29 protein-coding genes are annotated in these 25152 nt (G+C 45.5%); 21 read left to right on the top strand and 8 right to left on the bottom strand.

Annotation, left to right across the window (positions count from 1 at the left end; translation table 11 throughout):
• The first annotated feature begins 78 nt into the window (after positions 1-78).
• From CHRO_RS08860 to CHRO_RS08845, 4 genes are all read left to right on the top strand, one after another.
• Positions 79-462 carry a Mo-dependent nitrogenase C-terminal domain-containing protein gene (locus CHRO_RS08860; RefSeq protein WP_015153862.1) on the top strand — a complete coding sequence of 128 codons (384 nt, stop codon included), beginning with the start codon at positions 79-81 and terminating at the stop codon, positions 460-462.
• A gap of 214 nt (positions 463-676) precedes the next feature.
• Positions 677-1609: a hypothetical protein gene (locus CHRO_RS29515; RefSeq protein WP_015153861.1), complete on the top strand. Its 933-nt coding sequence runs from the start codon at positions 677-679 to the stop codon at positions 1607-1609.
• A gap of 139 nt (positions 1610-1748) precedes the next feature.
• Complete coding sequence (gene rpmF / locus CHRO_RS08850) at positions 1749-1928, top strand: 50S ribosomal protein L32 (protein ID WP_015153860.1); 180 nt, start codon at positions 1749-1751, stop codon at positions 1926-1928.
• 134 nt (positions 1929-2062) lie between these two features.
• Positions 2063-2662 (top strand): sulfite oxidase-like oxidoreductase, encoded by a 600-nt coding sequence (locus CHRO_RS08845; RefSeq protein ID WP_015153859.1) that lies wholly within the window; start codon positions 2063-2065, stop codon positions 2660-2662.
• Between the two features lie 137 nt (positions 2663-2799).
• Here the strand turns inward: CHRO_RS08845 and CHRO_RS08840 are convergent, their stop codons facing one another.
• On the bottom strand, positions 2800-3174 hold the full coding sequence (locus tag CHRO_RS08840; RefSeq protein WP_015153858.1) for a DUF6335 family protein: 375 nt from the start codon (positions 3172-3174) through the stop codon (positions 2800-2802).
• A gap of 227 nt (positions 3175-3401) precedes the next feature.
• Here CHRO_RS08840 and CHRO_RS08835 point away from each other — a divergent pair, with 227 nt between their 5' ends.
• From CHRO_RS08835 to CHRO_RS08780, 12 genes are all read left to right on the top strand, one after another.
• Positions 3402-3809, top strand: coding sequence for a DUF2267 domain-containing protein (locus CHRO_RS08835; RefSeq protein WP_015153857.1), 408 nt, complete (start codon positions 3402-3404; stop codon positions 3807-3809).
• Positions 3810-3861: 52 nt separating this feature from the next.
• On the top strand, positions 3862-4956 hold the full coding sequence (locus CHRO_RS08830; protein WP_015153856.1) for a DJ-1/PfpI/YhbO family deglycase/protease: 1095 nt from the start codon (positions 3862-3864) through the stop codon (positions 4954-4956).
• Between the two features lie 97 nt (positions 4957-5053).
• On the top strand, positions 5054-5734 hold the full coding sequence (locus CHRO_RS08825) for an SRPBCC family protein (protein ID WP_015153855.1): 681 nt from the start codon (positions 5054-5056) through the stop codon (positions 5732-5734).
• Positions 5735-5788: 54 nt separating this feature from the next.
• On the top strand, positions 5789-6958 hold the full coding sequence (locus CHRO_RS08820) for a zinc-dependent alcohol dehydrogenase (RefSeq protein ID WP_015153854.1): 1170 nt from the start codon (positions 5789-5791) through the stop codon (positions 6956-6958).
• 68 nt (positions 6959-7026) lie between these two features.
• A complete protein-coding gene (locus tag CHRO_RS08815) occupies positions 7027-7389 on the top strand; it encodes a hypothetical protein (RefSeq protein ID WP_015153853.1) in 363 nt (120 codons plus the stop codon).
• A 100-nt stretch (positions 7390-7489) separates the two neighbouring features.
• Complete coding sequence (locus CHRO_RS08810; protein ID WP_015153852.1) at positions 7490-8659, top strand: zinc-dependent alcohol dehydrogenase; 1170 nt, start codon at positions 7490-7492, stop codon at positions 8657-8659.
• A gap of 82 nt (positions 8660-8741) precedes the next feature.
• The gene (locus CHRO_RS08805; protein ID WP_015153851.1) at positions 8742-9911 is read left to right on the top strand and encodes an L-dopachrome tautomerase-related protein; all 1170 of its coding nucleotides are present in this window, start codon (positions 8742-8744) and stop codon (positions 9909-9911) included.
• Positions 9912-9970: 59 nt separating this feature from the next.
• Complete coding sequence (locus CHRO_RS08800; RefSeq protein ID WP_015153850.1) at positions 9971-11155, top strand: Gfo/Idh/MocA family protein; 1185 nt, start codon at positions 9971-9973, stop codon at positions 11153-11155.
• A 236-nt stretch (positions 11156-11391) separates the two neighbouring features.
• Positions 11392-11730 carry a cupin domain-containing protein gene (locus CHRO_RS08795; RefSeq protein WP_041462945.1) on the top strand — a complete coding sequence of 113 codons (339 nt, stop codon included), beginning with the start codon at positions 11392-11394 and terminating at the stop codon, positions 11728-11730.
• A gap of 485 nt (positions 11731-12215) precedes the next feature.
• Positions 12216-13187, top strand: coding sequence for a manganese catalase (locus tag CHRO_RS08790; RefSeq protein ID WP_015153848.1), 972 nt, complete (start codon positions 12216-12218; stop codon positions 13185-13187).
• 296 nt (positions 13188-13483) lie between these two features.
• Entirely contained in the window at positions 13484-14764 is a 1281-nt protein-coding gene (locus tag CHRO_RS08785) for a glycosyltransferase (protein ID WP_015153847.1), read from the top strand.
• Between the two features lie 53 nt (positions 14765-14817).
• The gene (locus CHRO_RS08780) at positions 14818-15030 is read left to right on the top strand and encodes a hypothetical protein (RefSeq protein WP_015153846.1); all 213 of its coding nucleotides are present in this window, start codon (positions 14818-14820) and stop codon (positions 15028-15030) included.
• Positions 15031-15159: 129 nt separating this feature from the next.
• Here the strand turns inward: CHRO_RS08780 and CHRO_RS08775 are convergent, their stop codons facing one another.
• Positions 15160-15954: a TIGR01548 family HAD-type hydrolase gene (locus tag CHRO_RS08775; protein ID WP_015153845.1), complete on the bottom strand. Its 795-nt coding sequence runs from the start codon at positions 15952-15954 to the stop codon at positions 15160-15162.
• Positions 15955-16221: 267 nt separating this feature from the next.
• On the opposite strand from CHRO_RS08775, the gene CHRO_RS08770 reads away from it, so the two are divergent.
• Together CHRO_RS08770 and CHRO_RS08765 are read left to right on the top strand one after the other, a co-directional pair.
• Positions 16222-16521, top strand: coding sequence for a 30S ribosomal protein PSRP-3 (locus tag CHRO_RS08770; RefSeq protein ID WP_015153844.1), 300 nt, complete (start codon positions 16222-16224; stop codon positions 16519-16521).
• A gap of 148 nt (positions 16522-16669) precedes the next feature.
• On the top strand, positions 16670-18406 hold the full coding sequence (locus CHRO_RS08765; protein ID WP_015153843.1) for an ABC transporter ATP-binding protein/permease: 1737 nt from the start codon (positions 16670-16672) through the stop codon (positions 18404-18406).
• Between the two features lie 80 nt (positions 18407-18486).
• On the opposite strand, the gene atpC is transcribed toward CHRO_RS08765, so the two are convergent.
• Both atpC and atpD read right to left on the bottom strand, forming a co-directional pair.
• Positions 18487-18906 (bottom strand): ATP synthase F1 subunit epsilon, encoded by a 420-nt coding sequence (gene atpC / locus CHRO_RS08760; protein WP_015153842.1) that lies wholly within the window; start codon positions 18904-18906, stop codon positions 18487-18489.
• 123 nt (positions 18907-19029) lie between these two features.
• Entirely contained in the window at positions 19030-20478 is a 1449-nt protein-coding gene (gene atpD, locus CHRO_RS08755; protein WP_015153841.1) for a F0F1 ATP synthase subunit beta, read from the bottom strand.
• Here atpD and CHRO_RS31890 point away from each other — a divergent pair.
• On the top strand, positions 20471-20728 hold the full coding sequence (locus tag CHRO_RS31890) for a hypothetical protein (protein WP_127024054.1): 258 nt from the start codon (positions 20471-20473) through the stop codon (positions 20726-20728). The genes atpD and CHRO_RS31890 overlap by 8 nt on opposite strands.
• Positions 20729-20842: 114 nt before the next feature.
• Here CHRO_RS31890 and minE read toward each other — a convergent pair whose 3' ends face one another.
• Genes minE through CHRO_RS33250 form a run of 4 tightly spaced genes read right to left on the bottom strand, consistent with a single transcriptional unit; the run spans position 20843 to position 23136 of the window.
• The gene (gene minE, locus CHRO_RS08750) at positions 20843-21118 is read right to left on the bottom strand and encodes a cell division topological specificity factor MinE (protein WP_041462942.1); all 276 of its coding nucleotides are present in this window, start codon (positions 21116-21118) and stop codon (positions 20843-20845) included.
• 38 nt (positions 21119-21156) lie between these two features.
• Complete coding sequence (gene minD / locus CHRO_RS08745) at positions 21157-21963, bottom strand: septum site-determining protein MinD (RefSeq protein ID WP_015153839.1); 807 nt, start codon at positions 21961-21963, stop codon at positions 21157-21159.
• A complete protein-coding gene (gene minC / locus CHRO_RS08740; RefSeq protein ID WP_015153838.1) occupies positions 21960-22751 on the bottom strand; it encodes a septum site-determining protein MinC in 792 nt (263 codons plus the stop codon). The genes minD and minC overlap by 4 nt, the downstream gene beginning before the upstream one ends.
• Positions 22752-22785: 34 nt before the next feature.
• Positions 22786-23136 (bottom strand): hypothetical protein, encoded by a 351-nt coding sequence (locus tag CHRO_RS33250; protein ID WP_219336116.1) that lies wholly within the window; start codon positions 23134-23136, stop codon positions 22786-22788.
• Here CHRO_RS33250 and CHRO_RS08730 point away from each other — a divergent pair.
• Both CHRO_RS08730 and CHRO_RS08725 read left to right on the top strand, forming a co-directional pair.
• A complete protein-coding gene (locus CHRO_RS08730; protein WP_015153837.1) occupies positions 23122-24192 on the top strand; it encodes an AI-2E family transporter in 1071 nt (356 codons plus the stop codon). The genes CHRO_RS33250 and CHRO_RS08730 overlap by 15 nt on opposite strands.
• A complete protein-coding gene (locus CHRO_RS08725; protein ID WP_015153836.1) occupies positions 24189-24980 on the top strand; it encodes an alpha/beta fold hydrolase in 792 nt (263 codons plus the stop codon). Before CHRO_RS08730 ends, CHRO_RS08725 begins: the two co-directional genes overlap by 4 nt.
• Positions 24981-25152 lie beyond the last annotated feature (172 nt).

Here is a 25152-nt window from a genome sequence, read left to right as displayed (position 1 = left end):
TTCCGGTAAAGATCGTTGAGACATTGTATGTGTTCTATAGCAAGCTCAAGTTGCTTCATACAGTACGAGGAGTGAATCATGAACGCTTCCCCATATACACCCCAAGACATTGCCCTAGCCAGTTGGATCTGGATCGACCAAACTCAACAGTCTCTAGAAATACCCATTGCAGCTAGTCCGTTACAGCAACCCAAACAGCGCAAATTAGACTTGTTGTTACCTCTACGTCGCTGGCTGGATAGCGTCAAAGTCCGCAATCCTCAGTTAGCACATCGCTTATGTCAACTTATTCCTTCCCAGTGTCCGTTTGAGCGAGATGTCGTTCTATTCGGTCGCAAGCTGTTCCATATTCCACCAATGTGCAAGCTCAACCCGCTTTACGAAGAAGTTGTAGGCTTGCGTTTCCGCGCCTTATGCTACCTAGCCGACGAATGTGGTGAAGACGTAACTCCTTACTGTTAACAGTTGACAATTAACAGTTATCAGTTAACAGTTATCAGTGACCAGTGCCCAGTAGTTATTTATGTGTTTTTCACTAATTACCCACGCACCACGACTGATGTGACGATCGCTTGACATGGAGTTATACTGAGGCTGAGCTGCAACAACCTACAAGAATGGAGATCGCGGCTATCGGCGCTCAATATAATTACCAAATTATAAGTGTTAAGCGACTATGGGGAGATACTTCTTTCACCAATGGTTGGATCTAGCAGCCAAAGCGACTAAAATTGCTGTTGTTTCATTCAGTTCCCTGGGGCTAGCAAGCAGTTTCTGGCTGGTAATAGAGCATCAAGTACCACAAATTGCCCGCACCCAAACAGTCAATACTGACGTGACACTCGACCGTCGCCCCGACGAAACCTACGAAGCACTACGCAGTCGGGCTATAACAGCGGCTAGAACAGCAGCAACACAGAATTTAGCAACCAATCGACAAGCTACAGATATCACCGTTACGGTAGTTATCCGCGATCGCGGGCAAATTGCACCTATACTTTCGCTGACAGCAAATCGCACTGAAGGAATTGACCCCGATCCCCGGCAAGGAATTAAATATTTCGACCAAGCGCGATCGCTACTTCGATTTGACGAGCGTGATGTAGCAACAAACGATGCCGATAGCGCACCTCGAAGATCGTTTCCGAATCCAACTCCCTCCTCATCGAGAACGCCAGCCAACTCGAATTCTAGCAACACAAGAGGTAGCGGACAGGGAACGTTCTCCCAGCCAGGACGCTTGATTCCATCTACATCGGAACAGCCTACTAACACCACTCCTTTTAGTCAGCCAGGTACGACAAACTCAACCAATACACCTAGCAGTCAAACACAACCAGGTACGGGTTTAGTCCCTCAATCGTTGCCAGACACAACTCCCAATTCCATAACCCCCAATTCATCAAACACGCCGACAAACCAACCAACTGCATTTCCCGATTCATCACCAGATACATCAACCAGTCCGTCTACAACAACTCCTGCTTCATCTTCTAACACGGGTATAACTCCAGCAACGCCTGCTACTCCTTCGGGACTCACACCCAGTCAACCCCTGACTCCATCAACCTCACCTTTTGGAACCACTACGCCGACGACACAACCTTGAGGTCAGTTATCAGTTATCAGTTATCAGTTATCAGGGAGCAGTGACCAACTACCAACTACCAACTACCCATTACCCATTACCACTCAATAAATATTTGGCTTACAATGGAAAGGTTGTGAAAAATTAAGTCTGTGTCGTCATGGCTGTTCCAAAGAAGAAAACATCTAAGTCTAAAAGAGATAAGCGCCGAGCTACTTGGAGAGGAAAAGCTGCAATAGAAGCACAAAAAGCCCTGTCGTTAGGTAAGTCTATTCTCAGCGGACGCTCTAAGTTTGTCTATCCCAATCCTGAAGAAGAGGAAGAAGATACTGAATCCTAGTTGTGGTGCGCTTAGGCATCTATCGCTCATGGATCTGCCTAGAAGTGTTGTAAGAGATCGGTGAGTTGCGCTAAAGATCTAAGTAAAGGTTTTTTAACCTTTGAATGCAACAATAACCTATACGTCTACACCGCATGGTAGGAAAATTTTTTCAGAAACCAGGAGCAGAACAAAGCGATCGCGTCCCTCCTGGTCAATACTTAACCAAGGGGTTTCCCGTACTAACCTATGGTGATACTCCTCGGGTTAATCGAGAACAATGGCAATTTAAGGTTTGGGGTCTGGCACAACCAAAGACTCTGACTTGGGAAGATTTTATGGCGCTACCGCAGCATGATTTTACTGCGGATTTTCATTGCGTCACTCGCTGGTCTAAATTGGATGTCAAATGGACTGGCGTGAAGGTGACAGACTTCATGCAACTGATTGAAATCGATCCTAAAGCCGCTTATGTCATGGAACATTGTTATGGCGGCTACACGACAAATATTCCTTTAGAAGACTTTCTGCGGGAAGAAAACTTTTTTGCCCACACTGTATTTGACGAACCTCTTCCTGCCGAACATGGTGGACCAATGCGGTTAGTCGTACCTCACCTTTATGCTTGGAAAAGCGCCAAGTGGATCAATGGTCTAGAGTTTTTAGAACAAGATGAATTAGGCTTCTGGGAACGGAACGGCTATCATCGTCGAGGCGAACCTTGGGCAGAGGAGCGCTACAGCGGCGGGTTTTAGGTTTCAATGCTAACCAGCTAGAAAAAAACTTGTATATTCTGGTGGGCATTGCCCACCCTAATTCTTTGCATGAGCGTGGCAACGAGCGCCTTACTGACAAAGCATTTGCTGAAGTAGCAATTGAAGCGAATGTTACTTCAATCGCGCCGTTCTTGGTAGTCATCAGAAGATTTGGGATCTAATTCCCAACGGCGATCGTCGCGGTCTTCTAGAATATCTTGAGTGCGTAAAAAACTGCGATCGTCCATTTCCAGACCAACAGCTGCTTCAATCTCTTCAGTTACGTCTTGGTCGGGAGTAGCAACAGTACCACCTACAGCCTCATCTCCTTCTTCTGCTGCTGTTTGCCACGATGCATCGACATCTCCGCCAGTCAATTCTGGACTAGTATTAGTGTATTCTCCTGCTTCTCTACCAGCGTTCGTCCTTGGGTCATCGTGAACGCCAGTACCAAAAGATTCAGTAATTTCTTCGGATAAGTCTTGAATATTTTTATCGTTGCGATCGCCCATAAGTTCAGAGTCATTTAGTTGTTGGTTGATGGTTGTTGGCAACTATTCGTTGGTCACTGATAGCTCCACTTCAAGATAGCGTTTTATATCAAATTGCACCTATTCCCAGAGTTATATCCCCAGAAAAGAACATAATCCATACCCTTTGGAGGAAGAGGATTTGGGGTACGGCTGCATAGGCTTGGTACTGGAGCAAAGAAGTTTTACTGAGTTTGAGGACATACAGAGTGAAGTACGACGAGTTCATCAAACACGTTCAGACAGTGGCACAGATGGATTCCCGTGAAGATGCACAACGGGCGACACAAGCAACTCTAGAAACTATTAGAGAAAGGATTGTCGGTAACGAAGCCAAAGATTTAGCTTCGCAATTACCGCAACAATTCAGTGAATATTTGCGTGGAAGAGAGGGTGAAGACGGTCAGCCTTTCTCAATGGAAGAATTTCTACAGCGCGTCAGTGCCAAAGAACAAGTAGAGCCAACTGTCGCAGCTAACCACGTTCGGGCTGTATTTGCAGTGTTGCAGAATGCAGTGACACCTGGAGAATTCACCGATTTCAAAGCTAACTTTTCGGACGATTATATCGACTTATTCGCCACAGGATCGAATCTAGGAGCGTCTGCTGCTTCGTAGCGATCGCTGTTTTCGGCTTTCAATAAAATCTTACAAAGTAGGAGGGATATTTATGACACAAGCTAACGGTAATCTCGGAAAAAAAAGAGTTGCCATTCTGATTGAGAATGGTGTAGAAGACGCGGAATTCAAAATTCCTTATGAAGCCTTGAAAATGGCGGGAATTGAAACTGTAGTTCTCGGTTCTCGAACCAACGAAACATATAAAGGTAAGCAAGGTAAAGTTTCGCAATCGGCAGACGGCACGACAACTGAAGCAATGGCATCAGAGTTTGATGCCGTGGTTATTCCTGGTGGGATGGCTCCCGACAAAATGCGTGTCAACCCCAACACCGTGCGCTTCGTTCAAGAGGCAATGCAGCAAGGAAAATTAGTTGCTGCTGTCTGTCATGGACCCCAAGTTTTAATTGAAGGCGATTTGCTAAAAGGCAAGCAAGCCACAGGATTTATTGCCGTGCGCAAGGACATGATCAATGCGGGTGCAAACTACGTCGATGAGCCACTGGTAATTGATGGTAATTTAATCACTTCCCGTCAGCCCGGAGACTTGGCAATTTTCACCACAGCTATCCTCAGCCGTCTAGGTTACGGTGGCAAAGAAGTTGCTTTACCAGATGTGCGAGATGTCAATGCAGAATGGTGGAAACTAGCTGATGCTTGGGGTGGTTCTACTAAAGGAGAAATTGTCAAAGGGCTAAATACTGCTTTAGCTGGTGAAAAGTACGCTCAAGAGGCGTTTGGGCAGTATATAGAGAAAGCATCTGACCCTCAATTTAAGGCATTGTTGCTAGAGATTGTTGCTAATAAGCAGCAACACATCGAGCGGCTAGAAGCAAGACTGTCAGCTTTAGGCGAGAAACCATCACTGACGGCAAATGTGGCTGATAAGTATGCCAAAGTGAAAACTGCTTTACAAGGTAGCGACGATCGCAATCTAATGCGACGGGCTTTAGGAGATATTCAGACAGGTGTGGTAGATGCGCACAATCTGTTTGTTCAATTTACAGATCCCGTATCAACAGCCTTATTTAAGCAGATCGAGCAAGATGGAGCGCTGTACGAACGCCATATGGCAGAACTCTATCGCTTGCGTGTAGGAACGACACAGCCTGGGAAGCCGACGACTGGGGCGGCGGTAACTATGTAGGAAGATCCCCCAACCCCCCTTAAAAAGGGGGCTAAGAGATCCCTGCAATCTCCACTTTTAAGAGGGGAGATCTATTCAGACAAGGGAGACAGAGAAGGTGGCTTCGACGGTAGAGAATCAGCAAGGACAGGGAGATAGTAACGAAATCGGGCGCTGGGCATCACTGATTGGTGGTGGTGCAATGGTACTGATGGGGTTACAACAGCGATCGCTACGGGGTGCTTTGTTGGCGATCGCAGGTGGTGGATTGGCATATAAAGCAGCAACGGAAAAGGGCGATATGCAACAAGCATTGGGTTTAAACCAAGCAATTAAGGTAGAAAAGACGGTAACGATAAATAAGCCTGCTGATGAGCTGTATCGTTACTGGCATGATTTCAAATATCTGCCAACTTTTATGAAACATCTCAAGTCAGTAGAGGTGTACGACAACAAGCGATCTCATTGGGTAGCAAATGCACCTTTAGGTGCAAGTGTTGAATGGGATGCAGAAATTATTGAAGACCGCGAAAACGAATTTATTTCCTGGACTTCGGTAGAAGGGGCAGATGTAGACAATTCTGGTTTTGTCAGATTTAAGCCAGCACCAGGAAATCGCGGTACGGAAGTAAAAGTAGTCATTGAATACGCGCCACCAGGCGGAGTCTTAGCATCGGCGATCGCCAAACTCTTTGGTGAGGAACCGGAACAACAAATTGGTGACGACCTGCGCCGCTTCAAAATGCTCATGGAAGCAGGTGAAATTGCTACCACTGAAGGACAACCAAAAGGCGGTTGATAGTCAACCATCAACCATCAGCTATCAACCAACAACCAACAACTAAAAGTGAGTATGAAAGCAGTTTGCTGGCACGGCGCAAATGATGTGCGGGTGGAATCCGTACCCGATCCGAAAATTCTTAATCCTCGCGATGTGATTTTAAAGATTACCTCTACTGCAATTTGCGGTTCTGACTTGCACATTTACGGCGGCTACATTCCCACCGTGCAACCAGGTGACATTATCGGTCACGAATTTATGGGGGAAGTGGTCGAAGTTGGTAGAGGAATTAACAACTTAAAAGTCGGCGATCGCGTCGTCGTTCCTTCTACAATCGGTTGTGGTGGTTGCTATTATTGCCAACACGATATGTGGTCGCTGTGCGATAACTCTAACCCTAACGGTTGGGTTGAAGAGAAGTTGTTTGGCAATATCACCTCAGCGATTTATGGATACTCCCATGCTTTCGGTGGATATGCTGGGGCGCAAGCAGAGTACGTGCGCGTCCCATTTGCCGATGTAGATGTGGTCAAAGTCCCTAAGGACATACCAGACGAAAAGTTACTATTTATCTCCGATGCCATTCCTACAGGTTACATGGGAGCTGAGTTATGTGACATTCAACCTGGGGATACAGTAGCAGTGTGGGGCTGCGGTGCAGTCGGGCAATTTGCCATGATTAGCGCCTACATGATGGGTGCAGAAAAAGTGATTGCGATCGATCGCTTCCCCGAACGCTTAGAATTAGCCAAAAATTTCGCTAAAGCAGAAGTAATTAACTACGAAGAAGTAGATGCAGGCGAAGCTTTGAGAGAAATGACGGGGGGTATGGGTCCCGACGCTTGTATTGATGCTGTAGGCTTGGAAGCGCACGGAGTTGGCTTTGAAGACTTTTACGACCAGACTAAGCAGAAATTAAAGCTAGAAACCGACCGTCCGCATGTTTTGCGACAAATGATTCTATCTTGTCGTAAAGGTGGAACTCTTTCAATTATGGGTGTCTACGGTGGCTTTGTAGATAAGATGCCTTTTGGTGCAGCATTCAATAAAGCTTTAACTTTCAGAATGGGACAAATGCACGGACAAAAATATATGCATTTGTTGCTCAAGATGATTCTGGAAGAGAAATTCGATCCCTCCCGCGTTGTCACGCATCAATTACCCCTCGAACAAGCTGCCCACGGCTACGACATTTTCCAACAAAAGAAAGACAACTGTATCAAAGTTGTACTGAAACCGTAGATGGGTAATTGGTAATGGGTAATTGGTAATTATAATTAACACTTGAAAAGTAAAAGTAGAGGATGACAATGAAGAAATTAATTTCCCTTTTTCGTCAGGTAACAATTGTTTTTTTGGTAGGGCTGACTGTTTCTATACTGCAATTTGGCTATAACAGTAATTTGTCTGCTAGAGCTGAAACAGTAACACCTGAAGCTAGAGCATATCAAGCAAAGCAGCCTGGAACTGAAATGAATCGAGGAAATCCGCTTGAAAAGGCTAAGGAAAGCCTCAAAGAAACTGCTGAAAATGTTCGAGAAAAGCTCAATTTAGATGAGCCACTCGATCCTGGTACGAAAGAAGTTTTGAATTCTGCTCAGAAAAACGTGGAAAAAACAGTTAAGCCCGTCACTGGAAAAGAGCAAGGTTCTTATCAGCAAAATACAAATTAAGTCGTAAGTCGTAAGTCGTAAGTAAGAAACGTATTACCAATTGACTTACGACTAATGACAAAGGACAAATAAAAAACTACTTCCTACTCACTCATTAATTATGAAAGCAGTTTGCTGGCACGGGGAAAAGAATGTCAAGGTAGATACAGTCCCCGATCCTAAAATTGCAAATCCCCGCGATGCAATTGTCAAAATTACGTCAACAGCAATCTGCGGTTCGGATTTGCACCTTTATAATGGCTTTATCCCCACTATGGAGAAAGGGGATATCCTCGGTCACGAATTTATGGGAGAAGTGGTTGAGGTTGGGAGTGCGGTTAAGAATGTAAAAGTCGGCGATCGCGTCGTCGTTCCTTTTACAATTTCTTGCGGTAACTGCTTTTTCTGCAATCGCGATCTGTGGTCGTTGTGCGATAATTCTAACCCCAACGGTTGGATGGCAGAGAAGCTGATGGGACATTCACCAGCTGGTCTATTTGGCTACTCTCATATCTTCGGCGGTTATGCTGGCGGACAAGCGGAGTACGCGCGAGTCCCATTTGCCGATGTCGGGTTATTTAAGATTCCTGATGGGCTGACAGACGAGCAAGTATTATTCTTAACCGATATCTTTCCCACTGGCTACATGGCAGCAGAGAATTGTCATATTAAGCCTGGTAATATCGTTGCTGTCTGGGGTTGTGGTCCGGTAGGACAGTTCGCGATTAAGAGTGCGTATATGCTGGGTGCGGAAAAAGTTATCGCGATCGATCGCATCCCAGAACGCTTGCAAATGGCTAAGGAACAGGGTAAAGCCGACGTACTTAACTACGAAGAAGTGGATGTTGGGGAAGCGTTAAAAGAAATGACTGGCGGGCGCGGTCCCGATGCGGTAATTGATGCCGTAGGACTAGAGGCGCACGGTACTGATTTTATGAACTTGTTCGATAAAGCAAAACAAGTCGTGCGATTGGAAACAGACCGACCCACAGCCTTACGTAATGCGATCGTTGCTTGCGGGAAAGCAGGTCATGTCTCGATCGCAGGGGCGTATGGTGGTTTCCTCGATAAAATCCCAATGGGTGCGGCAATGAACAAAGGTTTGACATTCAAGATGGGACAAACCCACGTCCATCGGTACTTAAAACCACTACTAGAACACATTCAAAACGGTGACATCGATCCAACGTTCATCATCACTCATACTCTTCCCTTAGAACAAGCACCCCACGCCTACGATATCTTCAAGCATAAAAAAGATAATTGTATCAAAGTTGTGTTGAAGCCTTGAAATTGGTAATAGGTAATTGGTAATGGGTAATTGGTAGTTGCGACTTGCCAATTACCAACCAGTAACTACCAAAGAAAAAACTATGTTTTGGCACAGCTTGCGACAAAAATTCTTCTGTCTGCTTTTATCGAGTTTATTGTTTCTTGCTTTTGTTCCTCCGGCTTATGCCTTACCGCAGGAAAAGACCGTGGGCAAGATTGAATCGGTAGCTTCGTTTAACGGTGCTATGCCGACCGGAGTAACAGTGTCTCAAAGGGGGAGAATTTTTGTTAACTTCCCTCGCTGGGGAGACAAAGTAGATTATACGGTAGCGGAGATAGTCAGGGGTAAAGTCGTAGCTTATCCCAACGCCAAATTCAATCGCCCTCAAAAAGACCAATCGAAGTCACTCGTTTCTGTTCAAAGTGTGGTTGTCGATCCTTTAGACCGTTTGTGGATCTTGGATACTGGCAGCATTCAGTTTGCACCTACTGCTTATGGGGGACCGAAATTAATCGGGATAAATCTGAAACAAAATCGAATTTTTAAGACTATCTTGTTTCCCCAAGATGTAGCGCTACCGACTACCTATTTGAACGATATCCGCTTCGATTTACGGCGCGGTAAAGCAGGGATGGCTTTTATTACCGATTCTTCCGGTAACGGTGCTAATGCCATTATTGTTGTCGATTTAGATTCTGGTAAAAGTTGGCGGCGGCTGAACGACCATCCTTCTACGAAAGCAGAACCGAATTTTCTCCCAGTAGTGGAGGGACAACCGTTGATGAACCGTCCGCCAGACAAGCCACCCAGCCCAATTACAATTGGTGCGGATGGAATTGCAATCAGTGCCGATGGGAAACAGTTATTTTACTGTAATTTAGCTGGAAGAAGGTTATATAGTGTCAGCGTTGATGCTTTAGTCGATGAGAAATTAAGCGACAAAGAAGTAGCAGCGACCGTACAAGATTTGGGAGATAAAGGCGGTGCATCTGATGGCTTAGAGTCGGATGCTCAAAATCGAGTTTATCTGACCAACTACGAGCATAATGCAATTTTGCGGCGATCGCCTGATGGGATGTATGAAACTGTAGTTCACGATCCTCGCGTTTTATGGGCTGATACGCTGTCTGTCGCCAATGACGGCTACCTCTATTTCATTGCCAATCAACTTCACCGTCAGCCCCAGTTCCATCAGAAGAAAGATTTGCGCGAAAAACCATACAGTCTGTTTCGTACCCGCATTAATGCGAAACCAGTGCTGTTGCGATAACAATCTGTAGGGGCGCACAGCTGTGCGCCCCTACTAACAATTACAGGGCAAAAAAATATATGTTGAATGCAGTCAAAAATCTCCTCACGCGCAGGCAAATAATTGGTTCTGGGATGGGAATTTTGGGTGTAGGAGTGGCGGGAGTGGTAACGCGAAATTCACCTGCGATCGCCCAGCCCGCTTATAAACCAGCTAAAGAACCACCAATACCCGACGAAAAGAAACTCGGTTGGGCTGTTGTCGGGTTGGGTAAATTTGCTACGCAACAAATTATTCCTTCATTTTCGCAGTGCAAGCAGTCAAAATTAGTGGCGTTGGTGAGTGGCGATCGCGCTAAAGCTGAAAATTATGCGCGGCAATATAATGTCAATCCTAAAAATATTTACAATTACGAAAATTACGATTCCCTTCGGAATAATCCAGAAGTAGACATTATCTATATAGTTCTACCCAACGGTTTACACGCTGAATATACTATCCGTGGCGCACAAGCAGGAAAGCATATTTTATGTGAAAAGCCGATGGCAAATACGGTAGAAGAGTGTCAGGCGATGATTGCTGCTTGTAATCAAGCAAACCGCAAGTTGATGATAGCTTACCGCGCTCAATACGAACCTTTCAACTTAGAGGCGATCGCGATCGCGCAGAAAAAACAACTCGGTCAACTCAAGGCGATCGTCGCCGACCACGGGCGCAACCTCGACCCCAAAGATCCAGCGGATGTCTGGCGGATGAATAAGAAACTGGCTGGTGGTGGTTCGCTATTTGATATTGGGATCTACAGCTTACAGGCTGCGCGTTACATTACAGGCGAAGAACCTACAGAAGTCTGTGCTATGACCTATAGCACTCCCAACGATCCTCGCTTCAAGGAAGTGGAGGAGAACGTTAACTTCATTTTGCGTTTCCCTAGCGGCGTGCTAGCCAACTGTACTTCTAGTTATGGCTACTCCAGTACCAAACGCTTTCAGGTATTTGGTAGTAATGGTACGCTCGAACTCGACCCTGCTACAGATTACTATCGGCATCAATTAACTGTAAAACGAGAAAAGGTACAAGAAGAACGGCAGATTCAGGAACAAAACCAGTTTGCCCTAGAGATGGATCATCTTTCTGAATCGGTCATGCAAGATCGGCAACCGAAAACTCCTGGTGAAGAAGGCTTACAGGATGTGAGATTGATGTTAGCAATTTACGAAGCGGCACGCACAGGTCGCACGATATCAGTTGACAGTAGAGAGTGACTAGCGACTGGTGACTGGTGACTAGAAAAGATTCCAGCCACTAGCCACTAACCGATCGACTTTTCCAAATATCGAACTGTTAAATTTAAGCTAGAAAAGATTCCAGCCACTAGCCACCAGCCACTAGCCACTTATAACAACCAATTACCAATTAAGGATGATGCGCTAAAGCAGAAATCGAGATGGGATGGAAAAGAGCAGGCAGTGCAATCGCAAATTCTATGGGAGATGAAAATATGAGCGATACCAGTGTTAAAAAGGTAGATTCTAGTAGTTCCCCTCATGGTAAGCAGGGACAGAAGTATTTAGCTTCCGGTAAATCTCTTTCGATGCGTTTGTGGGAAAACGAACAACCAGCAGAAACTAAATCTCCCACGACAAGAGACTATGAAACCGTTGGCTATGTAATTAGCGGTAAGGCAGAGTTACATCTTGAAGGTCAAATGGTATTACTAGAACCTGGAGATTCTTGGGTTGTACCTAAAGGTGCATCTCATACTTATAAAATTTTGGAACCTTTTACTGCTGTCGAAGCTACTAGTCCTCCGTCACAGGTTCACGGAAGAGATGAATAAGATTTGTTAGTGAGGAATAAAGCTTTCAGCCGCTACTATTTAATAGCGGCTGCACTATTTGATAGAGCGTATCTTACAGTAGTTTCAGTTTATTTTCTTGAGTTCGCTGCCGTAAATTCTATTCGATCGCCAGATTGCTGTATCGGCAGATGAATTTTAACACTATCTTTAAAGCATAGCAGTCTTACTTAATATGTGAAATTGAAATTCAGATTGGATAGCACCCACTCTGCAAGGAAACTTTGTTCGATTAAAAATATTCTAGTTTTCAAAAAAGAATAGAGCAACTAAACCTAAATAATAATACCTATCTCTTTCAGTTGAATTCCGTCATTCTGTCTGTAGGTTGAGGAAAAAGAAGTGAGTCAGTAGTTACCTAGATAGGGTAATGCAACAAAATTCTAGCAACAAAATTTCGCCAGTCAAAATATAGATCGCACTACAACCGATCGCGTCGCTCAGTAAAATTTTTTCAGGAGATCTTCATGTTTTATCACAAGAAGCAGCTACAGTATTTCACTCCACCAGCAAAACCCGATGCTGCCTATGCAAAAAAGCTGCAAGAACTAATTGGCGGTTCTTTTGGCGAAATGACCGTGATGATGCAGTACCTATTCCAAGGTTGGAACTGCCGGGGACCCGCTAAGTACCGCGATATGCTATTAGACATTGGAACTGAGGAAATCGGTCACGTTGAAATGCTAGCAACGATGGTTGCTCATTTGTTGGATAAAGCACCAGTCAATATGCAAGAAGATGGGGCAAAAGATCCAGTCGTTGGTGCGGTCATGGGTGGCGTTCGTCCGCGAGATGTGATTATGGCAGCGGCAATGAATCCTCAACACGCCACTGTTTCGGGTGGGGGGGCAATGCCAGCGGATAGCGTAGGTTTTCCTTGGAACGGACGCTTTATTGTTGCTAGTGGCAACTTGTTGGCAGACTTCCGCTCTAATCTTCACGCCGAATCTCAGGGTCTTTTACAGGCTGTACGGTTGTACGAAATGACAGACGACCCAGGTGTAAGAGACATGCTCAGTTTCAATATTGCCCGCGACACCATGCATCAAAACCAGTGGTTAGCGGCAATTGAAGATCTGAAAAGCGAAGGATTTGAGGAAACAGTTGTTCCCAAGATCGCGTATGAATATGGGAAGAAAGAGAACGCTTATCAGTTCTGGAATCACTCTGAGGGAGAAGAAAGCGCTCAAGGTCGTTGGGCGAAAGGTGCTTCAATCGACGGTAAAGGTCAGTTTGAGTATGTAGCAAATCCGCAGCCAATAGGACCAGAACCAAATCTTCCTCAACCCGATCCAAAACTTCACGGTACGATGAAATCACCTCAAGCTCAACAGATGCAGGAGGGTAGTGTTGTATCTAAGGCAGTCCAGGGTGTAGCTGATGCAGTTGAAGGTACGGCTAATACCATTAATAAAATTACTGGTGGAGACGGACAGTAAGCTAGTACGAGATAGCAGGGGAGAACGATGCTTGTAGCATTAGCTCGGGGCATTTTCTCGACTGTATAGCTGCCAATCAAAATAAATTAACATAGCAAAAGACGCGAAATTCCGCGTCTTTTGCTATTTAAGGCATGAATTAGCCTTAGTGAATTGGTGGTTGTGAAAAAATCGTCACAATTGAAGTAATAAGACTGTTGGGGATTGAAGTTAAATACAAGGAGAGTTGTTGGTGATGCGATCGCATTGCTTAATAACTCAGCCAAAGCTATATAACTTAATCTACGCAGTAGTTTATGACTCATTTTGGAATCATTTGTCCCAGCTCAACAGGACCCCTCAATACCATGCTTCCGCTGGGACAGGAACTTCAACGGCGGGGTCATCGCGTCACTGTAATCGGGATACTGGACGCTCGACCTAAAGTATTAGTAGCAGGATTAGAATTCCAGGTAGTAGGCGAGGATGAGTTTCCAGAAGGTGCAATGGCAGAATCTTTTGCCCAACTGGGAAAACTGAGTGGATTAGCAGCGTTGGCATATACTATTAATCTGCTGAAAAATTTGGCGACTGTTACCCTGCGGGATGCCCCAGACTTACTCCAAGCATCCAATGTAGAAGCCTTGCTCGTAAACCAAGGTTCTAGAGAAGGAGGTACTGTTGCAGATTTTCTAGGTATTCCTTTTGTGACCGTGTGCAGTGCCGTGGTGCTGAATCGAGAACCTAGCGTTCCTCCTTTTAACACTCTTTGGCAGTATAGCCCTGCTTGGTGGGCGCGTTTACGCAACCGAGCAGGTTATGCGTTATTAAATCGCGTTGCTCGTCCTACTCGAACCGTTATTCAAGAATATCGCCGAGAGTGGAAATTGCCCTTACACGCTCACCCCAATGATGCGTACTCTCGATTAGCTCAAATCAGTCAAGCCCCTGCCGAATTTGAATTTCCTAGAGAGAAATTACCTTCTTGGTTCCATTTCACTGGCTCGTATCATTCTTCTGCTAGTCGAGAGCCTGTGCCTTTCCCCTACGAAAATTTGACTGAAAAGCCCTTGATTTATGCTTCGATGGGAACGTTACAAAATCGTTTGATTGGAATTTTTCAGCAAATTGCATCAGCTTGTGAAGGATTGGATGCTCAATTAGTCATTTCATTGGGTGGTTCTGCTCGTCCAGAATCATTACCAAAATTACCTGGAAATCCCGTAGTCGTCGAGTATGCACCCCAACTAGAAATACTCAAAAAAGCAACTTTGATGATTACTCACGCAGGCATGAATACAACGATGGAATGCTTGAAATATGGAGTACCGATGGTGGCAATTCCAGTGACAAACGATCAACCAGGTGTAGCCGCAAGAATTGCTTGGACTGGGGTAGGGGAATACGTACCATTATCTCGCTTGAACGTTCCCAAGTTAAAAGCAGCTATTCAAAAAGTATTCACCGAAAATTCTTACAAACAAAATGCGGCAAGATTGCAACAGGCAATTCAAAAAGCTGGTGGCGTGACTCGCGCTGCCGATATTATCGAACAAGCTATATCTACAGGTAAACCCGTCCTTGCTAATGTTAGTTGAAGCATAAAATTTCCCATTCAACAAAATTACACCGCGATCGGGAGAAATTTGATATGGCAGTTGCAAGTTTGGTAGACGAAATTATTAACGGGAAAGGTTACGTTGTGATTCCCGATCTTTTGAGTACAGTAGAAGCAGAATTAGCTCGCTCTGGTTTGCAACAAGAGGTTGTAGACCGTGCAACACCTAAACTTAAGCAACTACTGGGATACGAATTTAAGTCGGCACTCTTCAAAGATATCCAAAAACTTCGCACGCAAAGGTAATACAGACTAGTGCTATGTAGCAAAAGAATCTTTACAGTTGAATAACGCGATCGTCTTATTACGCCTGTCAGCATTATTTTCTTCTACCTTCTGCTTTCTACCTCCTGCCTTCTTGCACTAAATCATTACTCAAACTGGTAGCAATGCCTGAATTTGTGCTGGTGTGAGTTCCTCAACATTGCCAAAAACGATCGCCGCACCCGCAGATTTGAGAGTTTCCGTATAATTCTGGCAGCGATCGCTGATAGCTTGAACGTGAGGAGGTAAAATACCCACCCCAATCCATTGACGTTGAGGTTGAAGTGCTGCGGCTTTGATGACGGTATACATATCCGCTACCGTATCTCCTGCATACAAAACTGGGGTTGTTGCTGGTAGCTGATGCTGGACTTCTAACTGATGCACGACAGCTAGCAATCCTGTCGGATCGGGTTTACCTGGTGCATCTTCCATTGCAATTAAGGCTGGAGATACTACACCAAGACGTTCTAAGACGTATTTCGCCTCGTCGCGAGTCGCACCACTGAAAAAACCCCAAGGAATACCAGCCGCACTCAATTGTTCGAGATACGTAGGTTGCACCAGCAATGTTTCATCGCAAATATAACCCGTCCAGTTTTGCGGGTCTGTACCTTGATAAAGAGATTGAAAATAGGCGACTAGAGTAGGATAGTCTAGATCGAGCTGCGATCGCCCCTTTCCCCGGGTCTCAAAGTGGCGATAAACTAACTCTTGGGATGCTTCCCAATCGTTATTCCAAATTCCTTCCGACTTCAAGCGGTCAATATCAGCCTGGGTAGGACGATAAGCACCTGCCGTAAAATACTCTACAGTATCCGCGATCGCCCGTCGATAGGAAGCGCTCACATCGCGCACGACACCATCAATATCAAACACTGCGATCGCCCTAGTTTGCTGAGTCAATTTATCGTTACCTCCTGCAAAAAGAAGTCAAAAGTTGTAGGGACGGGTTCACTGAAAATATTTGCCCTAGTCAAAATTGTTTGATAAACCCGCCCGTACAGAAGTTAAAAGTCAAAATGTCGGTGTTTGGTTGAGAGCGGCTTTTTATCTCTCGGTACTGAGTTAACCGAATGTAAGATACAAGATTCATTTTATTTAGATATTAAGGTATAGTAATAGATTGCACCTATTTGTAGTTTTGCTGAATCGGAACGAGCGGAGGTTGGATTGACAAAGTTTATCTTAAAAGTTTTGTGGTTAGAAGAAAACGTTGCTTTAGCAGTCGATCAGGTCGTGGGCAAAGGCACAAGCCCCTTAACCAAATACTTTTTCTGGCCTCGCAATGATGCTTGGGAGGAGTTGAAAAAGGAATTAGAATCAAAAAGCTGGATCACGGAGCAAGAGCGCGTGGAGTTACTCAATAAATCCACGGAAGTGATCAACTACTGGCAAGAGGAAGGCAGGCGGCGACCGCTAGGCGAAGCTCAGTCAAAATTTCCTGAAGTTACTTTTACAGGTAGCGCTTAAAGATAACTTGCGGTGTAACATTTCTAAAAGCGATCGCCAAAACCGCCCTTACATGACCTAGCACGGTACAGTAGGGGCGGTTTTTAGCGTTCATCTGCGTTAATCTGTAGTTTATCTACGATTAAAATCATCTAAACCTCGATTAGCGATGAGCGTTGCAACCAATAGACAGAACCGATTTGACCGTCGATTGTGGAGAAAATTTTGGGCGATCGCCAAACCTTACTGGTTTTCCGAACGCAAGTGGAAAGCAAGAGGACTGTTACTGTTATTGCTCTTGCTATCATTCGCCGTTAATGCCATTAATGTCAGCATTAGTTTTATTTTTAGAAATATCGATACATCCCTAGCAAGATTTCCTCAAACTAAGGATGCGTCAACTTTTTGGCAATTCATTTTTATTTATATTGGGCTATTGGCGATCGGCACTCCCATTGTTGTCATGTTTGCCTATCTTCGAGATAAATTAGGACTAGCTTGGCGAGAGTGGCTGACGAATCGTTTTCTGAATAAATACATGCAAAATCGAGCTTACTACCAGCTCAATTTTAACGGAAATATCGACAACCCAGACCAGCGAATTGCTGAGGATGTTAGAGCTTTTACCCGTACTAGCCTGACTTTTCTGCTATTAATTTTGACATCGGTTATCACATTAATTTCTTTCACTGCTGTTTTACTATCTATTTCCGTTTCTCTATCGATTTCCCTGCTAATCTATGCAATTTTAGGGACAATTATCACTGCTTGGATCGGTCAAAGGCTAATTAGTATTAACTTCGACCAGCTCAAAAAAGAAGCTGATTTTCGTTATGGATTAATTCACGTCCGCGATAACGCAGAATCAATTGCTTTTTATCAAGGTGAAGCAGAAGAATCTATTGGGTTGAGACAGCGTTTTCTTGCAGCAATTCGGAACTTCGATTTATTAATTAGCTGGCAGCGAAATCTTGGTTTTTTTACTACTAGCTACAACTACTTTGTTTACGCACTGCCTTATTTAGTGGTCGCACCAATTTACTTTGCCGGAAACACGGAATTCGGGACGTTTGCCCAAGCAGCGATCGCCTTTCGACAAATTTTCAATGCCTTATCTATTGTCGTAGATCAGTTTGAGAACTTAACAGCTTTCGCGGCGGGAGTCGAGCGTCTCAGCAGCCTTACCAATGCTTTAGAAAACCCATCTCAGGTACAGCCTGGATCGACGACAATCGACGTAACAGAAGCTGCCAAACTAGCCATGCAGCGCGTGACGCTGCTGACTCCCAACCATCAAAGAACTTTAGTTGAAGATTTATCGCTCAGTTTAGAGCCAGGAGAAGGGCTAGTATTAGTGGGGAATAGCGGTAGCGGTAAAAGTTCGATTTTACGAGCGATCGCAGGGCTGTGGAATGCGGGTACAGGTCATCTTACCCGTCCGCAGCTCCAAGAAATGCTGTTTTTGCCCCAACGTCCCTACATGGTATTAGGTTCCTTACGCAGCCAGTTACTTTATCCCCATACAGATCGCCAAATTGATGAGGAGCAATTGCGTCAAATATTAGCACAAGTCAACTTAACAGATTTACCAGAAAGGGTAGGGGGATTTGATGCTCAATTAGACTGGGCGAACGTACTTTCTTTAGGGGAGCAGCAGCGGCTTGCGTTTGCGCGGCTTTTACTGACTCAACCAGCCTACGCGATCTTGGATGAAGCAACAAGCGCGTTGGATCTGGCTAACGAAAAACGTCTTTACCAACAACTCAAAGCAATGGAAACTACGACAATTAGTGTCGGACACCGTGCTAGTTTGTTGCAGTATCACAAGTATGTACTAAACTTAGCAGAAGACACTCGCTGGCAATTAATGCTAGCTGAGGAATACCAGCAGACCCAGCAAATTTGATTTTACGTTCTGAGAAGCGTAAAATTCGTAGGGGCGCACAGATGTGCGCCCCTACATAGAAATATCGGCAATAGAAGCAACTAAACTGTAACCATACCACCTGCGGCTTGAAACCTAGCCCGAGCGCGTTTAAACGCTTGAGTTGCTTGGATCTGCTCTTGACGAGAAGCGCCTTGAACCTGGTTGAGCTTAGTTTGAGCTTCGTTATATGCAGCACGGGCGGCTTCCATATCGATTTTGTCGCCACGTTCTGCACCGTTGACGAGAATTGTCACCTCATCGCTCTCGACTTCGGCAAATCCACCCATCAGGGCGATCGCCACCCAACTTTGCCCTTTTTCAGGACGAACGCGCATCACGGCAGTATCGAGGGCAGTTAATAAGGGAGCATGTCCGCTGAGAATACCCAGTTGTCCAGTGGTACTGGGTAAAATCACTTCTTCAGCTGAAGCATCCCAAACAGTCTTGTCTGGAGAAATTACACGAACTGTCAATGTCATAGAAAAGTGAGTAGTGAGTAGTAAATAGTGAGTAGGGGCGCACAGCTGTGCGCCCGTACAGGAGTAGCGAGCAGTGGTTAGTGGTTAGTCTTTTTCTAGCCACCAGCCACTAGCCACTAGCCACTAACCTTTCATTTTTTCCGCTTTGGCGACTGCTTCTTCAATGCTGCCTACCATGTAGAAAGCCTGTTCTGGCAGGCTGTCTAATTCTCCAGACAGAATTGACTTGAAGCCTTTAATCGTTTCTTCTAGCTTCACGTACTTACCAGGAGAACCAGTGAAGACTTCAGCTACGAAGAACGGCTGCGAGAGGAAGCGCTCGATCTTCCGCGCCCGTGCGACTGTCAGTCTGTCTTCTTCCGACAATTCATCCAACCCCAGAATGGCGATGATGTCTTGCAGTTCTTTGTAACGCTGGAGGGTAGCTTGAACGGCGCGAGCTGTACCGTAGTGATCGTCACCGACGATATTGGGTTGCAACATGGTGGAAGTAGAACCCAGTGGATCTACAGCCGGATAAATGCCCTTAGCCGCCAAACCACGAGACAGTACGGTAGTACCGTCTAGGTGAGCGAAGGTCGTTGCTGGTGCGGGGTCGGTCAAGTCGTCCGCTGGAACGTAAACGGCTTGAATGGAGGTAATAGAACCTTCTGTAGTCGAAGTGATCCGCTCTTGCAGTTCGCCTACGTCCGTACCCAGAGTGGGTTGGTATCCTACCGCTGAAGGCATCCGTCCTAGTAGTGCGGATACTTCCGAACCCGCTTGGACGAAACGGAAGATGTTGTCGATAAACAGCAATACGTCTTGCTTGTTGACATCGCGGAAATACTCAGCCATTGTCAACGCTGATAGTCCCACCCGCATTCTGGCTCCAGGTGGTTCGTTCATTTGACCGTAAACCAGAGCGATTTTCGACTCGTTGAGGTCATCTTTATTGATTACCCCAGATTCGATCATTTCGTTGTAAAGGTCGTTTCCTTCGCGGGTGCGTTCGCCCACGCCACCGAATACCGACACACCGCCGTGTTGAGTTGCAATGTTATTGATCAACTCCATCATGATTACGGTTTTGCCGACACCAGCACCACCGAACAGACCGATCTTGCCACCACGTCGATAGGGTGTGAGTAGGTCAACCACTTTGATCCCCGTTTCAAACACGGAAGGTTTGGTTTCCAAATCTACGAGTTTGGGTGCTTCGCGGTGGATGGGGAATTTTTCTTCTGTGTTAACAGGTCCTCTGTTATCTACGGGTTCGCCCAAGACGTTGAAAATTCGACCCAAGGTAGCCTTACCTACTGGTACGGAAATGGGAGCGCCTGTATCAACCGCTTCCATCCCGCGAACTAGACCATCGGTGGAACTCATGGAAACTGTACGCACCTGTTGATCGCCCATAAGTTGCTGCACTTCACAGGTGACAGAAACTTCTTGTCCAGCTTCATTGGTGCTTTTGATAGTCAGAGCGTTGTAGATCGCTGGCAGTTTGCCTTCTGGGAATTTTACGTCTACAACAGGACCAATGATTTGTGTAATGTATCCAATACCTGTTTTTTCTGCGGTGGTGACCATTCTCTCGCCTAAGTTCGATTTCAGCTATGTTTTAGATCCGGTCGGACAGTTTATCTACAAACTTGCCATCATTCAGACGGATGCGAGTTTGCCATCTTTACAGACAGACATAAACTTGCCATCTTCCAGAGTACCACCGATCAGTTATCAGTTATCAGTTATCAGTTATCAGGGAGTCGGGAGTCGAGAGTCGGGAGTCGTAGGGGCGGGTTTAGCCAGCAGATTCACGGCTTCCGTCTATAAATTGTGACTTAAAACCCGCCCGTACAGGGGAGTCGGGGAAGAGAGCTTCAGGTGCAGAGGGGCACAGGAGCAAGAACTATCAATCGTCAACTACCAATTACCAACTACCAATTACCACGTTTCATTCGTCTGTTTTCACTCGCCGAATTGGTAAATTAGCAATTAAAGCCGTAGCTCTTTGGTTGTTTTCTAAAGAAAACTCCATCCCTTCTACATCCAGTTCGACGTACCGACCAACCACTTCTAATATTTCCCGCCGCATTTTTTCGATTGTTTGCGGACTCAAATCACTGCGATCGTGGGAAATTACTAATTGCAGCCGTTGCTTGACTTGAGAACGACTGTTGTTATCGTTCGGATTATTAGAAAAAATTTTATCTAAAAGATCGCTAAACATGGCATCTGGATGCAGGTTGCAGGTTGTTAAATCGGGGCTTAAATTAGTTTCGTCCACAACAATTTGCGCAGACGAGAAAGAAAACCCTCATGCACGGGATGGAGATCGAGAAATTCGATTTTTTCGCCTTCTAATCGGCGGGCAATATTATCAAATGCCTTACCAGCTAGGGTAGGGTCTTCAGCTAAAACCAGGGGTTCGCCTCTATTAGTGGAAACGATCACGCGCTCGTCTTCTGGGACTACGCCTAATAGGGGAATGCCCAAAAGTTCCTGCACGTCCTGCACTGACATCATATCATTCATTTGCACCATCGCGGGGCGCAGGCGGTTGACGATTAACTGAATCTGCTTGACTCCGTTCGCCTCCAATAGACCGACTACGCGATCGGCATCGCGGACTGCGGCGATTTCTGGTGTAGTGACAATGATTGCTTCTTGCGCTGCCACGATCGCATTTTTAAAGCCCGTTTCAATTCCGGCAGGGCAGTCTATAACTATGTACTCATAACTTTTGGTTAAAGTCCCCACCAGTTGTTTCATCTGTTCTGGGGTTACTGCCTCTTTGGTACGATTTTGGGCGGCTGGTAGCAGGACTAGTTTTGGTTCGCGTTTATCTTTAACCAAGGCTTGTTCTAAACGACATTCTCCAGTGACAACTTCAACGGCAGTGTAGACTATCCTGTTTTCTAGACCTAGCAGTAAGTCTAAATTACGCAGCCCGAAATCCGCATCGACTAGGACAACCGTGCGCCCCATGCGGGCTAGTGCCATGCCAATGTTGGCTGTGAAGGTAGTCTTACCCACCCCTCCTTTTCCAGATGTTGTGACGATGATGCGAGTCATGGCTTAGATATAAACTGGGACTTAGAAAAATCAGCGGCTTTTGTGATGCGGATGCCTTCGGGTGTAACGTAGGCAACTTCAGGATAAAACCGATCTGGTATCGTTGTTGGCGCTCTAGCTACAGAATCGGCAATTCTTAACTGCGTGGGTTCCATTTGCAGGGCAACAATTAGGCATTTAGTATTACCGCTGGCTCCTGCGTGGGCAACTCCCCGCAATCGCCCCCAGACTAAAATGTCTCCATCGGCAATGACGTTTCCACCTGGGTTAAGATCGCCCAAAATCACGACCGTACCAGGGTGGCGAATTTCCGTCCCCGATCGCACGGTCATTTGTAAGTACAGCGGTTCTGCTAAAGGCACGGGCGATGCTGCCGGGAGTTGATTGATTGCCGATACTGGTGGGGCTTGTTGCTCGACGCAATAACCAGCGGTAGCGGCGGCTACAGCAGTTTGACGGCGCGTCGTACAGACACGTCGCAGTTGCAATTGGACTTCCCACAAGGCATCAGCGATCGCCTTCAGTTGTCTGCCATCCAGCAACCGATCCGCTGCCATGAGATCGACAGTCGTATTTGGTTGCCAGAAGCGATCGCCTCCCTGCAACCGTTGTTTTAACTGTATCCAAAGATCCGACCAGTTGAGCGCCGAGGGTTCTCCTTCTGCTGGTAGCGTTAACACCAGCCGTCCTTCCTCACTTTTGAGGCGAACTTGTAAACTAGCGATCGCCTCTGGGGAAGGCGCAGTAATAGTTGGAACTAGTTCTGAATGGGCAGAATCAGATGTCATGTAGTATCAGGTCAGCAGAGGCACGCGAACCGACTTACCAAATATCCATATATCCATAACATATTAAATGGATTGGGGCGGAAAACTTTTTAGGGAAGTTAATAATTGTCATTTGTTGATAATTATTCTCCCTTGTCCCCCCTGTCTTCCTTGTCCCCCTTGTCCCCCTTGTCCCCCTTCGCCCCCTAATCCCCACTCCCTTCGGTCGTGGGGTCCCCTTGTCCCCCTTGTCCCCCTTGTCCTCCTTGTCCTCCTTGTCCCCCTTGTCCCCCTGTGCTCCCTTCCCCCTAAGGAGGAAGACACCGATCGCGGCAAGGGCATACAGTAACAGCAAAATTGCTGGCAATAGCCAAAAAATGGAGGCGGTGCTGTGCGGATCGGGCAATGGATTGGTTTTCTCGCCCTGATTATCTCTCTCTACGTTCTGTGGCAACTGCGACAAGTTGTTTTGCTCATATTCGCTGCTGTTGTCTTGGCAACGGTTCTCAACCGAGTCGTGCGGTTGCTTCAGCGCTATCGTATCCAGCGCGGGATTGCCATAGCAATTACGGTTATTGCCTTACTCGCGATCGTGGCTGGGATTTTCGCGATCGTCGTGCCGCGCATTGTAGAGCAATTGCAACAGTTGGTAAAGCTCCTGCCAGAAATATCGGATCGGGTGCTTGGCTGGTATAACTGGGTACGCAGCTTAATTCCCGGACGAGTTTTAGAAGCCGCCCCACCCTTGAGCAATCTGACTCAACAACTTCAGTCTTTTGTAGGGGGAATATTAGGTAACTTTGTCACCGTGTTGAATAACTCTTTGGCAGCGGTGGTGAATTTCCTCCTATTTTTTGTCCTCACGATTATGCTGCTACTCAATCCCGTCCCCTATCGCCGCACGTTGATTCTTGCTTTTCCTGCTTTCTATCGTCGTCGAGTGGACGAAATTCTTTCAGAATGCGAAGACTCTTTAGTTGGTTGGATTAAAGGCACTCTCTTTGCAATGGTAGGGATTGGAGTCGTCTCTTTTATTGGATTATCTCTTTTAGGAGTTCCATTACCTTTAGTGAATGCTTTAATAGCAGGCTTATTGGAATTTATTCCTAACGTGGGACCTACTTTAAGCGTCATTCCTCCGGTTTTGCTGGCACTTTTAGACGCTCCTTGGAAAGCTGGAGCGGTTATTGTTTTATATCTAGCAATTCAGCAGTTTGAAAGTTTAGTACTCGTACCAATAATCATGCAACGAGAAGTTTCTTTATTACCCGTATTCACTATTCTTGCTGTCGTTGTATTTGCCAGTTTGTTCGGCTTTTTAGGCTTATTTCTTGCTATTCCATTATTAATCGTGACTCAAATTTGGTTAAAAGAAGTTTTGGTTAAAGATATTCTCAACCGATGGCAAGGAGAAAAAGAAAGTAAGGAAGACAAAGAAACAAGAGGACAAGTTGAAATATGAGTGCTAAAACTTTAAATCATTTTGTTGACTATCGCATCCAAGTGCAAGATTGCAGCATTTTTTATCAGCAAAGCGTTCGGCATTCTTCAACTCCCATTCTGTTTTTACATGGCTGGGGAATCTCATCCGAGCCTTACCAAGAAGTTTTAGAACTCATCGCCGAACAACACGCTGTCATCGCTCCCGATTTACCTAGTTTTGCTCGTTCCTCCTACCACAATCTAATTTCTGATTACCACAGCTATGCAAAATTCATTGTTTCATTCTTAGAAGCACTAAATCTTCCACAAGTGCATCTGGTGGGACACTCGTTAGGTGGAGGAATTGCCATTACTTTAGCTACTCTCATTCCAGAGCGGGTAAAAAGTCTGGTTTTATTAGATAGCACGGGAATTCCATCTGTATCTATTCCAGAAATTGTACCGCGTAGAGCAATTGAGATGACCGCTCAAATTTCTATTCCCAAGCTAAAGTTACAGTTTTTTGATATTCCTAAAGTCTTTACTCATAATCTCTTATTTAATACTGGAAATATTATTTATGCCTTACTCATTTCATTGTATCAAGACTCGACACATTTATTGCCTAGTATTAAAGCCCCTTGCTTAATATTATGGTCGGAGAAAGATCTAACTACACCATTATCTGTAGCACGAGACATGGCTAATCTCATTCCAAATTCCACGCTAACTATTGTTAAAGAAGGTTATCATGAATGGATGCTTTGGCATCCCGAAAAACTTGCATCGATCGCGCTTGATTTTATTAAGCAAGTTGAGTTAGATTGAGGCGATCGCCTGTTAGTTTAATGACAAATGACAAGCGACAAATGACAAATGACAAATGACAGCCATAACGCTAAGTATTACAAATTACTGAGAGCTGGCATAGTTAGGGTTAAAATTGTAAGTATCAAGAGACAGAGAACCATCTCTTATCTAGGCTGCAAGGAGCGAGTCT

It is taken from the genome of Chroococcidiopsis thermalis PCC 7203 (assembly GCF_000317125.1).
Taxonomy (GTDB): domain Bacteria; phylum Cyanobacteriota; class Cyanobacteriia; order Cyanobacteriales; family Chroococcidiopsidaceae; genus Chroococcidiopsis; species Chroococcidiopsis thermalis.
This window is presented reverse-complemented; position numbering and strand designations above follow the sequence as displayed.

Excerpts from the sequence above, each read along its gene's own strand:
- CHRO_RS08860 (WP_015153862.1), top strand. The coding sequence starts at position 79 with ATGAACGCTTCCCCATATACACCCCAAGACATTGCCCTAGCCAGTTGG.
- CHRO_RS29515 (WP_015153861.1), top strand. The coding sequence starts at position 677 with ATGGGGAGATACTTCTTTCACCAATGGTTGGATCTAGCAGCCAAAGCG.
- rpmF (WP_015153860.1), top strand. The coding sequence starts at position 1,749 with ATGGCTGTTCCAAAGAAGAAAACATCTAAGTCTAAAAGAGATAAGCGC.
- CHRO_RS08845 (WP_015153859.1), top strand. The coding sequence starts at position 2,063 with ATGGTAGGAAAATTTTTTCAGAAACCAGGAGCAGAACAAAGCGATCGC.
- CHRO_RS08840 (WP_015153858.1), bottom strand. The coding sequence starts at position 3,174 with ATGGGCGATCGCAACGATAAAAATATTCAAGACTTATCCGAAGAAATT.
- CHRO_RS08830 (WP_015153856.1), top strand. The coding sequence starts at position 3,862 with ATGACACAAGCTAACGGTAATCTCGGAAAAAAAAGAGTTGCCATTCTG.
- CHRO_RS08820 (WP_015153854.1), top strand. The coding sequence starts at position 5,789 with ATGAAAGCAGTTTGCTGGCACGGCGCAAATGATGTGCGGGTGGAATCC.
- CHRO_RS08815 (WP_015153853.1), top strand. The coding sequence starts at position 7,027 with ATGAAGAAATTAATTTCCCTTTTTCGTCAGGTAACAATTGTTTTTTTG.
- CHRO_RS08810 (WP_015153852.1), top strand. The coding sequence starts at position 7,490 with ATGAAAGCAGTTTGCTGGCACGGGGAAAAGAATGTCAAGGTAGATACA.
- CHRO_RS08805 (WP_015153851.1), top strand. The coding sequence starts at position 8,742 with ATGTTTTGGCACAGCTTGCGACAAAAATTCTTCTGTCTGCTTTTATCG.
- CHRO_RS08800 (WP_015153850.1), top strand. The coding sequence starts at position 9,971 with ATGTTGAATGCAGTCAAAAATCTCCTCACGCGCAGGCAAATAATTGGT.
- CHRO_RS08795 (WP_041462945.1), top strand. The coding sequence starts at position 11,392 with ATGAGCGATACCAGTGTTAAAAAGGTAGATTCTAGTAGTTCCCCTCAT.
- CHRO_RS08790 (WP_015153848.1), top strand. The coding sequence starts at position 12,216 with ATGTTTTATCACAAGAAGCAGCTACAGTATTTCACTCCACCAGCAAAA.
- CHRO_RS08785 (WP_015153847.1), top strand. The coding sequence starts at position 13,484 with ATGACTCATTTTGGAATCATTTGTCCCAGCTCAACAGGACCCCTCAAT.
- CHRO_RS08780 (WP_015153846.1), top strand. The coding sequence starts at position 14,818 with ATGGCAGTTGCAAGTTTGGTAGACGAAATTATTAACGGGAAAGGTTAC.
- CHRO_RS08765 (WP_015153843.1), top strand. The coding sequence starts at position 16,670 with ATGAGCGTTGCAACCAATAGACAGAACCGATTTGACCGTCGATTGTGG.
- atpC (WP_015153842.1), bottom strand. The coding sequence starts at position 18,906 with ATGACATTGACAGTTCGTGTAATTTCTCCAGACAAGACTGTTTGGGAT.
- atpD (WP_015153841.1), bottom strand. The coding sequence starts at position 20,478 with ATGGTCACCACCGCAGAAAAAACAGGTATTGGATACATTACACAAATC.
- minE (WP_041462942.1), bottom strand. The coding sequence starts at position 21,118 with ATGTTTAGCGATCTTTTAGATAAAATTTTTTCTAATAATCCGAACGAT.
- minD (WP_015153839.1), bottom strand. The coding sequence starts at position 21,963 with ATGACTCGCATCATCGTCACAACATCTGGAAAAGGAGGGGTGGGTAAG.
- minC (WP_015153838.1), bottom strand. The coding sequence starts at position 22,751 with ATGACATCTGATTCTGCCCATTCAGAACTAGTTCCAACTATTACTGCG.
- CHRO_RS08725 (WP_015153836.1), top strand. The coding sequence starts at position 24,189 with ATGAGTGCTAAAACTTTAAATCATTTTGTTGACTATCGCATCCAAGTG.